This is a genomic window from Megasphaera sp. NM10, assembly GCF_000417505.1.
GTDB classification, from domain to species: domain Bacteria; phylum Bacillota; class Negativicutes; order Veillonellales; family Megasphaeraceae; genus Megasphaera; species Megasphaera intestinihominis.
Window position 1 is genome coordinate 1 of sequence record NZ_APHY01000016.1, and the last position, 13,150, is coordinate 13,150.

The 13,150-nt window shown below is 53.5% G+C and carries 14 protein-coding genes; 2 read left to right on the forward strand and 12 right to left on the reverse strand.

The genetic code is table 11. From position 1 onward, the window contains the following. Both NM10_RS03655 and NM10_RS03660 read left to right on the forward strand, forming a co-directional pair. Positions 1-417 (forward strand): isocitrate/isopropylmalate family dehydrogenase (locus NM10_RS03655; protein WP_020310254.1); only part of this gene is annotated, 417 nt, incomplete at its 5' end. An 18-nt stretch (positions 418-435) separates the two neighbouring features. Then, positions 436-1,395 carry an NAD(P)H-dependent glycerol-3-phosphate dehydrogenase gene (locus NM10_RS03660; RefSeq protein WP_020310255.1) on the forward strand — a complete coding sequence of 320 codons (960 nt, stop codon included), beginning with the start codon at positions 436-438 and terminating at the stop codon, positions 1,393-1,395. Positions 1,396-1,516: 121 nt separating this feature from the next. Here the strand turns inward: NM10_RS03660 and budA are convergent, their stop codons facing one another. The 12 genes from budA to dnaA form a co-directional block, all read right to left on the reverse strand. Then, positions 1,517-2,248, reverse strand: coding sequence for an acetolactate decarboxylase (gene budA, locus NM10_RS03665; RefSeq protein WP_020310256.1), 732 nt, complete (start codon positions 2,246-2,248; stop codon positions 1,517-1,519). Between the two features lie 26 nt (positions 2,249-2,274). Next, positions 2,275-3,654 carry a hemolysin family protein gene (locus NM10_RS03670; RefSeq protein WP_020310257.1) on the reverse strand — a complete coding sequence of 460 codons (1,380 nt, stop codon included), beginning with the start codon at positions 3,652-3,654 and terminating at the stop codon, positions 2,275-2,277. Positions 3,655-3,680: 26 nt separating this feature from the next. Further along, the gene (locus tag NM10_RS03675; RefSeq protein WP_020310258.1) at positions 3,681-4,469 is read right to left on the reverse strand and encodes a hypothetical protein; all 789 of its coding nucleotides are present in this window, start codon (positions 4,467-4,469) and stop codon (positions 3,681-3,683) included. Positions 4,470-4,502: 33 nt separating this feature from the next. Next, positions 4,503-5,363 (reverse strand): pyridoxal phosphate-dependent aminotransferase, encoded by an 861-nt coding sequence (locus tag NM10_RS03680; RefSeq protein WP_020310259.1) that lies wholly within the window; start codon positions 5,361-5,363, stop codon positions 4,503-4,505. After that, positions 5,351-5,662, reverse strand: coding sequence for an aminotransferase (locus NM10_RS03685; protein ID WP_020310260.1), 312 nt, complete (start codon positions 5,660-5,662; stop codon positions 5,351-5,353). Before NM10_RS03685 ends, NM10_RS03680 begins: the two co-directional genes overlap by 13 nt. Before the next feature lie 11 nt (positions 5,663-5,673). Further along, the gene (gyrB, locus tag NM10_RS03690) at positions 5,674-7,593 is read right to left on the reverse strand and encodes a DNA topoisomerase (ATP-hydrolyzing) subunit B (RefSeq protein ID WP_020310261.1); all 1,920 of its coding nucleotides are present in this window, start codon (positions 7,591-7,593) and stop codon (positions 5,674-5,676) included. Between the two features lie 75 nt (positions 7,594-7,668). Next, positions 7,669-7,932, reverse strand: a complete 264-nt coding sequence (locus NM10_RS03695; RefSeq protein ID WP_020310262.1) for a hypothetical protein — start codon at positions 7,930-7,932, stop codon at positions 7,669-7,671. Beyond that, the gene (locus NM10_RS03700) at positions 7,910-8,812 is read right to left on the reverse strand and encodes a DUF721 domain-containing protein (protein WP_020310263.1); all 903 of its coding nucleotides are present in this window, start codon (positions 8,810-8,812) and stop codon (positions 7,910-7,912) included. The genes NM10_RS03695 and NM10_RS03700 overlap by 23 nt, the downstream gene beginning before the upstream one ends. Then, positions 8,793-9,905, reverse strand: a complete 1,113-nt coding sequence (recF, locus tag NM10_RS03705) for a DNA replication/repair protein RecF (protein WP_239639597.1) — start codon at positions 9,903-9,905, stop codon at positions 8,793-8,795. The genes NM10_RS03700 and recF overlap by 20 nt, the downstream gene beginning before the upstream one ends. 2 nt (positions 9,906-9,907) lie before the next feature. Further along, the gene (locus NM10_RS03710) at positions 9,908-10,123 is read right to left on the reverse strand and encodes an RNA-binding S4 domain-containing protein (protein ID WP_020310265.1); all 216 of its coding nucleotides are present in this window, start codon (positions 10,121-10,123) and stop codon (positions 9,908-9,910) included. Continuing rightward, the gene (gene dnaN, locus NM10_RS03715) at positions 10,123-11,238 is read right to left on the reverse strand and encodes a DNA polymerase III subunit beta (RefSeq protein WP_020310266.1); all 1,116 of its coding nucleotides are present in this window, start codon (positions 11,236-11,238) and stop codon (positions 10,123-10,125) included. Before dnaN ends, NM10_RS03710 begins: the two co-directional genes overlap by 1 nt. Before the next feature lie 225 nt (positions 11,239-11,463). Then, a complete protein-coding gene (gene dnaA, locus NM10_RS03720; RefSeq protein ID WP_020310267.1) occupies positions 11,464-12,993 on the reverse strand; it encodes a chromosomal replication initiator protein DnaA in 1,530 nt (509 codons plus the stop codon). Between the last annotated feature and the right edge of the window lie 157 nt (positions 12,994-13,150).

The following is a 13,150-nucleotide window of genomic DNA, read 5'->3' on the forward strand; positions in this document are numbered from 1 at the left end:
CAGATCGAAAGCGACGACAAAATCGTCGACAACACGTGCATGCAGATGGTCATGCGGCCGGAACAGTTCGACATCATCGTCACGCCCAACCTCTACGGCGACATCCTGTCCGACCTGACCAGCGGCCTCATCGGCGGCCTGGGCCTGCTGCCTTCCATGAATGTCGGCGACGACTATGCCATGTTCGAAGCCGTCCACGGCAGTGCCCCGGATATCGCCGGCAAACACATCGCCAATCCGACAGCCCTCTTGTGGTCGGCCTGCATGCTCCTGGAATACATCGGCGAAACGGCCATTGCCGCCAAGATCCGCAAAGCCGTCGATGAAGTCCTGGCTGAAAAGCAGCACCTCACACCGGACCTAGGCGGCAGCGCCACGACGGAAGAATACCGTGACGCCGTCATTGCCAAGCTGTAAGATAAAAGGAGGCATTCCATGAAGATCACCGTCTTAGGCTGCGGCCGCTGGGGCAGTTTCCACGCCTGGTACGCCGACCACATCGGCCATGACGTCACCTTATGGGGCCGTCCCGGTTCTCAGCACTTGCAGGAACTTATGGACACCCGCCAGAATGAATACCTGCGCCTGCCCGATTCTGTGAGCCTGACTTCGGACCTGACGGCAGCCCTGGCAGCCGCCGATATCTGCATCATCTCCATCAGCGCCCAGCAGCTGCGCAGGTTCACGCATCAACTGAAAGAAGCCGGCTTCGCCCCGTCCCTGCCCTTCGTCCTGGCCATGAAGGGTCTGGAAGAAGGAAGCGGCAAGCGATTGACGACAGTCATGGCAGAAGAACTGGGACCGTCCGTACGCACGGCCGTCTGGGTCGGGCCCGGCCACGTCCAGGATTTCATCAGCGGTATGCCGAACTGCATGGTCATCGCCTCGGCTGACGAAGACCTGACCCACTTCTTAGTCGATACCTTCACGAGTCCCCTCATCCGTTTCTACTACGGCCAGGACCTGTTGGGCATCGAAATCGGCGCGGCCGCCAAGAACGTCATGGGCATCGCTGCCGGTATGCTCGACGGCGCTCATCTGACCAGCCTGAAAGGAGCCCTCATGGCCCGCGGCGCCCACGAACTATCGGTCCTTGTCGCCGCCATGGGCGGACAGGCCATGACCGTCTACGGCCTGAGCCACCTCGGCGATTACGAAGCGACCCTCTTTTCCCTGCACAGCAATAACCGCCGCTTTGGCCAGGACTTCATCGAAGGAAAGCCCTTCAAAAAACTGGCCGAAGGCGTCAGCACGACAGAGGCACTCCTCGACCTGTCTGGAAAATACAGCGTAGAACTGCCCATTACGGCAGCCGTCCACGCCATCATAAAAGAAAAAAAGGACCCCCACGAGGTCCTGAAAAATCTATTTCTCCGTTCCACTAAGAGCGAATAAAAAAGACCTGTCGCAACGCGACAGGTCTTTTTTTTAGTGGTTAGCAGCTAGGGGCTAGGGGTTAGCGGATGGTTTTAAATTTAAAGCCATCTTCTCCAAACTACAAACTCCGTACTACAAACTATTTCCCTTGTTCGATCTGTTTGATTTCTTCCTGCGAGGCAGCCGTCAGGTCGCCCCGTTCGAACTGTTTATTATGGGGCATGTCGAGAATGAAGCGGTCGGCTTTGTTGAAAATGACACGGCCTTCTTCCAGGTCCAGGTCAAAGACGTGTCCGCCTTTTTTCCGGTCTGCCGAAATGAAGTGGGAATGCCAGCCCGACGTATTGACGCCGCTCAGATAGTCCGGGATGTAGATGCCGATGAGGCTGCCGTCGATATCTTCAAAAGTGAAGCGGCGTTCATCTTTTTCCAGGACCTTGGCAAAGGGCAGATAGGGCTCCTGCTGTTCCAGCTCGGTCCGGGCCGATACGCTGCGGAAATGGCCGTCGATGCGGACGATGTAGACATCATTGATGCCCAGTTCCCTGACCTGCTCGGTCAGGATATCCTTCAGGGCTTCAATCGACGGCTGGCGCTTCAATATGACGGGAACCTGTTCCCGCAGCCACGTCACCGTGGCAAAGGGCGTCGTATCGCTCGTGGCCGCTTCCACAGCCGATCCATCGCCTAAGACGCGGTAAGCATGGCCGTCGATGACGATGAGTTCACCGCCTACGGCGTGAAACGTCCCCAGCCCCGTGTCGCCATGGGTCAGCAGCGTTTCCATATCGGTACTGCCGTAATAATTGCCGCGGGCCAGGGCCTGCAGCGTAGACACCTGGTAAATTGCCTGGCGTTCTCCCATTTCCATACAAACTTCCTTTCTCAAAGACCTAATCATTTATCGGCACCTTTATCCGCTTTTTCATCGGCATCCGGTGTATCTCTGCGGGTCACCAGTATCTTATCGACCCGCAGGTTGTCCATATCCATGACTTCAAAAGTGAAATTTTCCCACTCGTACGTATCGGTTTCCCGCGGGATACGGCCGACACCATAGGTGATGAGGCCGCCCAGGGTCTTATACAAATCTTCGTCTTCGTCGGGCAAATCGTCTTCGATGTCGAAGAAATCCTTGAACTCTTCGATGGTCAGCAGGCCTTCCATGAGCCATTCATTAGGGCCGCGCTGAATGATGCGGTTCGCTTCCTCCTTTTTCTCTTCTTCGCCAGCCGGCATGATGCCGACCAGTTCTTCCAGGATATCATGCAGGGTCAGAATACCGCTGAAATTGCCGTATTCGTCGAGGACGGCGACTTCATGGACGCTGTGTTCGCGAAAGACGTGGACGACTTTCATAATGTCCATCGATTCGGGAATATAAATCGGCTTGTGGACGCTCTCTTCGACGATGGTCGTCAGGGAAACGGTCTTATCCTTCCGGACGGCGGCATAGTATTTCTGGAAGATTTCGCTGACGGAAATCATGCCGATGAAATCATCCAGCGAGCCCCGGCCGACGGGCAGAGTGTTGTGGTTAAAGGCTACCAGTTCCTGCATGATTGTTTCTTCCGGATCTTCGACATCGATCCAATCGACCTGGGTCCGGTTGGTCATGATATCACCGACGTCCATGTCGGCCAGGCGGAAGACGCGATCTACCAGTTCCGGTTCCTCTTTTTCAAAGGCCCCGAGTTCGACGCCCTGTTCCAGGAGCAGCTTGATTTCATCTTCTGTAACGGGCAGGACTTCCGGTTTATTGACGCCCATGATTTTCGTAACCATCGCCGTCGACCAGGACAAAATCCATACGACCGGTGTACAGAGAATGGAAAAATAGAGCATCGGCCGGGCCAGGAGACAGGAGATTTTTTCCGGTTTGTCGATGGCGATGCGCTTGGGCACGATTTCACCGAGGATAATCGTCAAGTAGGTAATGAAGGCGACGATGCCCGTCAGGCTGATCGTATAGGCATAGGCTTCCAAGCCAGGAATTTGGGCTACATACTTCGACAAAGGGCCGGCCATGGTGGTTCCGCCGTAAACACCGGTGAGCAGGCTGACCAGGGTAATGCCGAACTGGACCATGGAAAACATCTTATTCGGATTTTCACGAAGTTTCAGGACAATAGCGGCTGACTTGCTGCCTTCATCGGCCAGGGCTTCCAGCCGGGATTGATGACAGCTGACGATGGCCATTTCCAAGAGGGAAAAGATGCCGTTGCCAAAAATCAGCAAAATGATGACGAGAAATTGTTTTCCTAGGGAAAACTCCACAATAGATACACACTCCTTTTAAATGGTTACCACCAAGGGCCGACGCCAATACCGATACCACCGCCGTGGTGGTGCCAGCCGCCGCCCCAGCCGATGCCGATGCCTACGCCGACACTAGGGCCGCTATGGGACGGTTCACCCGTATGGCGGTCGGCTTCATCGACAATGGTAATCGACTTGGTCACAGTGCGCACAGTGTCACCGATCTTGATGTCGATGACCAAGTCGGTCTTGCCGGCTTGCATGGGATGAATATTCATTTTTTCCGTAATATCGGCGACTTTCGTATTCAAACTCGTCGCTTTGACGTCATAGGGTACCATCCCCGGTACATGGACGCGGATGATGCCGTAGCTGCCCAGGGGGATCTTCTTCGGATAGACGACGACTTCGACCTTATCCATCAGTTTTTCTGCATTGCCATAAATCAGGGCCGCATCGTCGCCGGCCTGCAGTTTCCAGGCGCAGCTTTCATCCTTGGCGACGAAATAATTGCCTATGAGGACGTGGGATACCGTATCATAGGCCTTGACGTGATAAAAGTAATCGCCGACGACATTCTTGTCGACGCGGAAATAATAGCTGCCAACGAGGCCTGTCGTCTGGGACGGCAGATTTTGCAAAAGTCCCGTCACTTTATCATAGGTACTCCCTTTGAGGATATAAAAATCGTCCAGGTTCTTGACGTTGACCGTCGGGTCGGTCAGGACGATAGCCGCTGCCGGCTCCGCCTTGGCGGGCTCATCGGCAGCAAAGGCTGTCAGACTCGATACGCTGATACAAAGTGCTCCTAAGAGAATCTGCCACTTTTTCATCAAAAATCCCTCCCCCTGGTTGCCATAGGCAACTTATTTTTTCAATAGAGAAATATTTTCGAGCCGTTCCATCGCCTTTTCCAGGGTTTCATCGCGGACGGCGAATTGCAGCCGCGCCAGGTGATGGACCGGTTCGATGAAGAACGTCGAAGCCGGCACTAAGGCGACGCCAACTTTTTCTGCCAGGTCCCGACAGAACGCTTCGTCGTCATCATAACCATAACCGCCGATATCGACGAGCATATAGAAGGCCCCTTGCGGCACATTATGGCCGATGCCGATGTCATCGAGGCGCTTCATGACGAAATCCCGCTTGCGCGTATACATGGCCCGCAGGCCATCGTAATAGTCCCGGCCGAAGCGCAGGCCCGTCACGGCCGCTTCCTGCAGCGGGCTGGGCGCACTGATGGTCAGGTAGACGTGGAGTTTCTTGATGGCATCCGTCAGAGCCGGCGAGGCGAAAATATAGCCCAGGCGCCAGCCCGTGATGGAATACGTCTTGGACAGGGAACCGCAGCAGAGCGTCCGTTCATACATGCCGGGCAGGGTAGAAAAATACGTATACTGTGTCGGTTCATAGATGATGTGCTCGTAGACCTCATCGATGACGACGAAGGCATCGTACTTTTCGACCAGCTTGGCAATGGTCATCAGCTCTTCCCGGGAGAATACCTTGCCGCACGGATTGGACGGATTGCAGAGGAAAATCGCTTTCGGATGCTGCTTGAAAGCCGCTTCCAATTCATCGGCATCAAAGGTATAGTCCGGTTCGCGGAGCGATACGTAGACAGGCTCTGCCCCGCAGAGCAGGGCGTCTGTACTGTAGGCTTCATAAAAAGGCGAAAAGAGGATGACTTTATCGCCAGGGTCGACGAGGGTCATCATGGCCGCCATGAGGCTTCCGTCCCGCCGCAGGTGACGACGACTTCCCGTTCAGGGTCGATGGTCTGGCCCGTGAACATGCGGCGGCAGTCGGCCATGGCCTGGCGCAGATTGGCTGCGCCATTATCCATGCTGTATTGGTGCGGTCCGGCCTGAGCTACTTCGCTGAGGCGGTCGCGCATGGCCTGGGGCGGCGGAAAGTCCGGGAAGCCTTCGGCCAGATTGATGGCGCCGCAGGCTTCGGCCACTTTCGACATGCGGGCGATGACGGAATCAGTGAATAAGTCTATCTTTCGGGAAATGTCCGGCATAGGCCCTCCTCTTACAAGTCCAGATTGCGGACTTTCTTGGCATTTTCTTCAATGAATTTGCGCCGCGGTTCGACTTTGTCGCCCATGAGGACCGAGAAAATGCGGTCCGCTTCGGCGGCGTCTTCCAATTCGACTTTGAGCATGGTCCGGTTTTCCGGGTCCATCGTCGTTTCCCAAAGCTGTTCCGGGTTCATTTCGCCCAGGCCTTTATAGCGCTGGACGACGACGTTGTTGCTGTCACGGCCCAGTTCATCGAGCTTGGCCTGCATCGATTCGTCCGTATAGAAGTACCAGACCTGTTTGCCCTTGCGCACCTGATAGAGCGGCGGCTGGGCGATATAGACGTGGCCGTCTGTGATGAGGGGCTTCATGAAGCGGTAGAAGAAGGTCAGGAGCAGCGTCCGGATGTGGGCGCCGTCGACGTCGGCATCGGTCATGATGATGATCTTGTCATAGCGGCGTTTGCTCAAGTCGAATTCCTGGCCGATGCCCGTGCCGAAGGCAGTGATCATGGAACGGATTTCATCATTGGCCAGGATCTTGTCGAGGCGGGCCTTTTCGACGTTGATGATTTTGCCGCGCAGGGGCAGGATAGCCTGGAAACGGCGGTCACGGCCCTGCTTGGCGCTGCCGCCTGCCGAATCCCCTTCGACCAGGTAGATTTCCGTCTGGTCCGGATTCTTTTCCGAGCAGTCCGCCAGTTTCCCAGGCAGGCTGCTGATTTCCAGGGCGTTCTTGCGGCGCGTCAGCTCGCGGGCGCGGCGGGCGGCCTGGCGGGCACGGGACGCAGAAATGGTCTTATTGATGATGGCCTTGGCTTCAGATGGATGTTCTTCAAAGAATTCTTTCAGCCCGTCGGAAACGATATTGTCGACGATGCCCTTGACTTCGCTGTTTCCCAGTTTGGTCTTGGTCTGGCCTTCGAACTGCGGTTCCCGTACTTTGACGCTGATGACCGCCGTCAAGCCTTCGCGGACGTCTTCGCCGGACAAGTTGTCTTCGTTCTCTTTGATGATGCCGGCACTGCGGCCATAATCGTTGATCGTACGCGTCAGGCCGGAACGGAAGCCGCTCAGATGCGTGCCCCCTTCTTCAGTGAAGATATCGTTGACGAAAGTCAGGATATTTTCACTGTAGCTGTCGTTATACTGCATGGCAATGTCGATGATGACCTTGTTCTTTTCGCCGTCGACGTTGATGACCGTCGGATTGACGGCCTGATGGCTTTCGTTGAGGAATTCGACGAACGACGTCAAGCCGCCTTCATAACAGTAGACTTCGCTCTTGCCTTCACCGCGCTTATCGGTCAGGGTGATGTGCAGGCCTTTATTGAGGAAAGCCAGTTCGCGCAGGCGCGTCTTCAAGGTATTGAAGTCATAGACCGTGTCCGGGAAGATTTCATGGTCCGGTTTGAAAGAAACTTTTGTCCCCGTTTCTTCTCCTGCTTCCAGAGGGCGTACCTTCCGGAGCGGCTGATCGGTCACGCCGCGGGTAAAGGAGATGTCCCATAAATAACCATCCCGTTTGACCTGGACCTTCGTCCAGACGCTGAGGGCGTTGACGACGGAAATGCCGACGCCGTGGAGGCCGCCGGAAATGGGATAGCCGTCGCCGCCGAATTTCCCGCCTGCATGGAGGACCGTCAGGACGACTTCGACAGCAGGCTTGCCGATCTTATGCATGGCTACAGGGATACCGCGGCCATTATCGACGACAGTGATGCTGTTGTCTTCCTGGATGGTTACTTCGATGTGCGTACAATAGCCGGCCAGAGCTTCGTCGATACTGTTATCGACGACTTCGTAGACCAGATGATGAAGGCCCCGTGTCGATGTACTGCCGATGTACATCCCAGGCCGTTTGCGGACGGCTTCCAGTCCTTCCAATACTTGAATCTGTTCGGCACCATATCTAGCTTTGTCTTTCGACATAGAGATTCTCAACTCCTGTTTCTTGCAATTTTAATGATTCATTTAGGCAATCTAACACTTTATTATACCGTAAAATCAAACATTTTTGAATACATACCTTGCCGGGTGCAGGCACTTCTGATAGCGCCGGACCACAGTCTCTCCCGTGACCGGCAGGGCAAAGACCTGCTTTCCTGTGACGACCAGGCAGCGCCAGGCCTTTTCCGGTATCCCGTCGACGGCGACGAGAGGCAGGCCGCAATGCTGGCAGACCGAGCGGCCCTGACGGCCTGACAGGTTGACGATGGCTACGACATCGCCGGCATGGATGGAGAGATTACGGCTCAGATGGAGATACATGGTCGTCCTTCTTTCTGTATTTGGCAACGAGGTTCTCGATGAATTTCGGCGGGATATCGCCGGGGACGCGGCGGGTGATGAGCATGGCCAGGGTAAAATCATCGGCTGCCGTATCGTATTCGTAATATACCTTTTCAATATAGGTATAGATGAGATTGCGGCGGACTTCATTGTACGCCTGTTCTTCCGCAGCCGCCGTCACGTCCGTCTTCAGATAGCCGGTCACGGCCTCCCACGACAGCCAGGGCATGTCGTCGAGGTAAGCGCGTATCTGCCGCTTCAAGGCATGCCGGGCCTCGCTGCGGCAAAAGAGGCACTGCCTTTCGCCAGGCGCCATCCAGCGGCCGCAACAGGGACAGGAAACGAAGCCTTCCAGCTGGTAAGCCTTCTTCCGCTTGGCCTGGGCGAAACGGAGCTGGACCACTTTTTCCCGCAGCCCTTCTGCCAGATGGGCCGTTTCCTGGCGGATACGGGCTACCGTATCGTCATCGAGGCGGACCTGGCTGATAGTCTCTTTAGGAAAGACATCTTCCCTTTCGCCCTGCAAGGTCTCATAGACCGGCCGGACCGGTTTTTTCCCCTTTTTGACAAAACGGACATCGGCAATGGCCCGATGCCCTACGTAAGAATTAATTTCCTCTATGATTTCATTTTTATACATAAACAGATAATTCATATATACCGGGTTCATGACGGCAATGATAACCTGTTTATCCTTAAAATCTAATATATATGAATATTTGGCAATCTGTTCGCCAGCAATCTGTTTCCAGTCCCGTTTGGCCTGGTATAAGTGATAAGGCAAAAGGAGCCGGTTTTTCTCCAATACTTTCGGTATGGCTAAACCGGCTTTTTTTAATTCAAGACTGCGTTCCTCCATGAGACAGGACCCTCCCTTGTTCAATGCAAATGGGATGACAGCCGGCCATGCCGGCAAAGATCCCCGGTTCCGTCGTCGTAATGAACGTCTGGATACGGTCGCGGACGAAATCGAGCAGGGCCTGCCGGCGGTCCGGGTCCAGCTCGCTCATGACATCGTCCAGGAGCAGGACCGGATATTCACCCGTCTCGGACTTGACGTATTCCAGCTCCGACAATTTCAAGGCCAGGACGGCCGTCCGCTGCTGCCCCTGGGAGCCGTATTTCCGCAGATCCGCCGGGCCGACGGAAAAAACCAGGTCGTCCCGGTGCGGCCCGACCGATGTCGCCTGACGGCGCACGTCTTCTTCGAGATGGCGCTGCAAGAGGGCATAGTACCATTCCGGATTGGTCTGATGGTCCCGGTCGCCGCCGCCATAGGGCTGAACATATGTTAGGTTCAGCATTTCCGTCCCCCGGCTCAGACGCTTGTGGAGGACGCCGGCCAAAAAGGACAACTTGTGCAGGGCTTCGAGCCTTTTCGCGACCAGCGAAGCTGCAAAGCCGGCAATCTGGCGGTCCCATTCATCGAGAGGATGGATGCCTTCATATTTCATCTTCTTCAGCAGGAGATTGCGCTGGGAAATGGCCCGGTTGTACTGCAGCAGTTCCCGGTAGTACGGCCGGCTGACCTGGGAGATTTCCATGTCGATGAAACGGCGCCGCAGCGACGGGCTGCCCTTGATGAGCTGCAAGTCGTCCGGCGAGAACAGGACTTCGTTGAGGGTCCCGACCAGTTCCTTTTGGGGAACTTTTGTTTCATTGACCCAGAGTTCTTTCTTGGCCGTCCGGGATAAGATGATTTTCAGCTGCTGCTGCGTATCACTGCGCTGAAACTGGATGATGATGCTGGCCTGGTCCTGGTTCCAGCTGATGAGGTCGGCATCGGCGATGCCCCGGTAGGACTTGCCGATGCCCCCCATATATAATGATTCCAATAGATTCGTCTTGCCCTGGCCATTCTTCCCATAGAGGAGGATGATGGCCTTGGGAAAGGTAATCATTTCATCATCATAATTCCGGAAACGGTGGAGCCGGACCGATTCAATCATCATAATTATTCACCTTTAATCAAATATGTACCGATACCTTTAATTTCAACTTTGTCTCCAGGATAGAGTTTTTTGCGTTTCGCAGTGCATAAAATTCCATTTACAAAAATCTTTTTTTCGTCCAGCAGAAAGCGGATTTCACCGCCGCTCTGTAAAATACTGGCCCATTTCAAGAATTGGTCGAGCTGGATCATCGGTGTCGTAATGTTTACTGTTTCCATTATTTTGTCCTCATAGGCGTTACAACAAATACACAGGAAGTATCTTCTTTATCCTGGACCAGCATGGGGCTGTTTTCCTTGGATTTCAAGATGACTTCCGAATCATGGCAATGCTTCAAGATGTCGAGGATGAATTTCCCATTAAAGGAAATATCCAGGCCCTGGCCTTCCAAATGGCAGGGGACGTAGTCTTCGACCGTACCGTAGTCAGGATGCTGGCTCATGAGTTTGATCTGGTCATCGGCGACGATGAAGTTGATGACATTGTACTGGGCATCTTTGGCGACGATAGAAGCGCGTTCGACAGCGCCCGTGAATTCGGCCCGGTCCACCGTGACGATGCACTTGAAGTCATTGGGGATGACGCGCCGATAATTGGGGAATTCCCCTTCGATGAGCCGCGTCCGGATGTAGACATTGCCGAACTGTACGGCCAGGTAATTGCGGACTGCCGTGATTTCGACGGTTTCCGGGATATCTGTCGGCAGCTGGCGGGAAATTTCTGATAACAATCGGCTGGGGATAACGGCCTGTAAGGGATTATCCACAGGCGCATCGAGGGTAGCCGTCTTCAATGCCAGGCGGTGCGTGTCAGTGGCGACCATGGTCATCTGATCCCCCTGGACGTCCAGGAAGGTCCCCATGAAAATTGGGCGGGCCACATCAGTAGCGCAGGCATAGGACGTATTGTCGATGAGGTCCTTCATGACGACGCTCGTCGTCGTAAAGCTGGTATAGCCGTTTTCAACGATTTCGACTTCTGTGAAATCATCGGGATTCATGGTCAGACATTCAAACTTGAGTTTGCCGCCTTTGATGAGCAGCTGTGTATCGGCATCTTCCTTGATGATTTCGATTTCATCACTAGGCAGGCGGCGGGTCAATTCCATTAAATAAGGATTGGCAATAAAAGCTTCACCGCCTTCTTCAATGATACCGGGAACGGTGATCTTAATGCCCATATCGTAGTCATTGGCCTGGAACTCGATGATACCATGGAGGGCTTTGATAAGCAAGCCGTTTTCAGAAGATATATTGTTGCTTTTGTTCTGGGCGACTTTCTGGACAGCCTGCAGGCCTTTGTTCAGATCTTCTTTTTTCAGTTTTAGTCTCAATGGAGTATCCTCTTTTCTGCGCTGAATAAATTAATTAAATGTGAATTAAAAAATAGTAGTCTTAGTAATAGGGGCTGTGAATTTGTGGATAAGTGGAAAAAGACAGCGATTTTAAGCTGTCCACAGCTGTGGATAACGTGTGGACAAATCGTCATTTTTTATCCACATTTCCACTGTGGATTTCTTTTTTTGACTTATCCACAATGTATGTACAATTTTATCAGCCTAGTTATCCACACCGCGGATTTCATTCATCATCTTTTCCAGATGTTCTTTGAAATGGCTGTCTTTGTCTATTTTCTTCCGAATCTGCGAGCAGGCGTGCATGACTGTCGTATGATCGCGGCCGTTGAAGGCTGTCCCGATGTGAGGATACGTATTTCCTGTCAGTTCGCGGCACATATACATGGCAATCTGCCGCGGCAGGGCGATGTCTTTGGTCTTTTTCTTGCCCATGAGCTCTTTATAATTGATGTTATAGTGTTGACAGATGTACGTCGTGATTTCGTCAATGGTGATATATTTCTTTTCATCCTGGGCGTCGGTAATGTAATGGATGGCGTGTTTTACTAAAGGCAGGGTGACGTTGCTCTTGGACTGCGATGCTTCCAGGAGGACGCGGATGAAGGCGCCGTGCAGTTTTCGGATGTTTTCGCTGACATTGGCTGCGATGTAATTGAGGGCATCCAGGTCGCAGGTGATATTTTCTTTTTCTGCCCAGGCCCGGAGGATAGCCGTGCGCGTTTCTAAATCAGGCGGCTCGATTTGCGTGACCATGCCGTTTTCAAAGCGGGAACGCAGGCGTTCTTCCAGTTTCTTGATGTCCCGTGGCGGACGGTCGCTGGTGAAGACCATCTGTTTTTTGTCCTGATAGAGCTTGTTGAAGGTGTGGAAGAATTCTTCTTTTGAACTTTCTTTATCCCCACGGCCCAGGAACTGGATGTCGTCTACGAAGAGGACATCGACATTGCGGTAACGGCGGCGGAAACTTTCCGTGTTTTTGTCCTGGATACACTGGATGAATTCGTTGACGAAGTCTTCACTGGTGATGCACAACAGGCGCATGTTAGGGAAGTTCTTCAGCAATTCGTGGCCGATGGCGTGCATCAGGTGGGTCTTGCCCAAGCCGCTGCCGCCGTAGATGTAGAAGGGGTTCCATTTCTGGGCCGGTGCGGCTGCAATGGACTTGGCGACAGCTGTGGCGACGCGGTTGCTATTGCCGACGATGAAGTTATCAAAGGTATAATCTTTATTTAAATTATTATTATAAGGGATTTCATCAGGCGTGACGGGGACGGCTTCTTTGACGACGGGCATGGGGGCTGACGGACCGTCACTGATGGGCAATTCAGGCTGGACCCATTCTGTCTGTCCTGACGGGACGGACTGCGCGTCTCCGGCCGGGGCAGCGGCTGCCGGTACGGGAGGCGCTGCCGGCTTTTTCGGCAGGGTGATCGTTTCAGCGACGGCTTCTGGCTGGCTTTCGGGAGCGGGCTTCTTTTCCTGGCTCGTAATCAGCTGGACCCTTGTCGGGCGGCCGATGGCGTCCTGGGCGACGGTTTCCAGGATATCCGTGTATTTTTTGCTGACGTAGTCGCGGAGAAAATTCGTCATTGTGTCTAATATGAGGAGATTTTCTTCTTCGGAATAGGAGTAGGGAATGATGTTGCCTTCAAACCAGTTGGTAAAAATCTCTTTCGGCAAGACTTGTTTCAGGTTAGCCAGCATTTTTTCCCATAAGCTGAGCAGGTCCATAATAATCCTTCCAATCTGTGCGTAAAATTGTGCGAGACATAGAGTGTACCATATAAAGTGTATATGTGTATAGCCTGAATTGTGGATAACGTGGACAAAGAGGACACAAAAAGGCGGAAAGACGATAATCATCGAATTTCCGGTTCTTTTCCACTTA

What these genes read in the sequence shown, in the direction of transcription:
- NM10_RS03660 (WP_020310255.1), top strand. Translation starts at nt 436, where the DNA reads ATGAAGATCACCGTCTTAGGCTGCGGCCGCTGGGGCAGTTTCCACGCC.
- budA (WP_020310256.1), bottom strand. Translation starts at nt 2,248, where the DNA reads ATGGAAATGGGAGAACGCCAGGCAATTTACCAGGTGTCTACGCTGCAG.
- NM10_RS03675 (WP_020310258.1), bottom strand. Translation starts at nt 4,469, where the DNA reads ATGAAAAAGTGGCAGATTCTCTTAGGAGCACTTTGTATCAGCGTATCG.
- NM10_RS03680 (WP_020310259.1), bottom strand. Translation starts at nt 5,363, where the DNA reads ATGGCGGCCATGATGACCCTCGTCGACCCTGGCGATAAAGTCATCCTC.
- NM10_RS03685 (WP_020310260.1), bottom strand. Translation starts at nt 5,662, where the DNA reads ATGCCGGACATTTCCCGAAAGATAGACTTATTCACTGATTCCGTCATC.
- gyrB (WP_020310261.1), bottom strand. Translation starts at nt 7,593, where the DNA reads ATGTCGAAAGACAAAGCTAGATATGGTGCCGAACAGATTCAAGTATTG.
- NM10_RS03695 (WP_020310262.1), bottom strand. Translation starts at nt 7,932, where the DNA reads ATGTATCTCCATCTGAGCCGTAATCTCTCCATCCATGCCGGCGATGTC.
- NM10_RS03700 (WP_020310263.1), bottom strand. Translation starts at nt 8,812, where the DNA reads ATGGAGGAACGCAGTCTTGAATTAAAAAAAGCCGGTTTAGCCATACCG.
- recF (WP_239639597.1), bottom strand. Translation starts at nt 9,905, where the DNA reads ATGATGATTGAATCGGTCCGGCTCCACCGTTTCCGGAATTATGATGAT.
- NM10_RS03710 (WP_020310265.1), bottom strand. Translation starts at nt 10,123, where the DNA reads ATGGAAACAGTAAACATTACGACACCGATGATCCAGCTCGACCAATTC.
- dnaA (WP_020310267.1), bottom strand. Translation starts at nt 12,993, where the DNA reads ATGGACCTGCTCAGCTTATGGGAAAAAATGCTGGCTAACCTGAAACAA.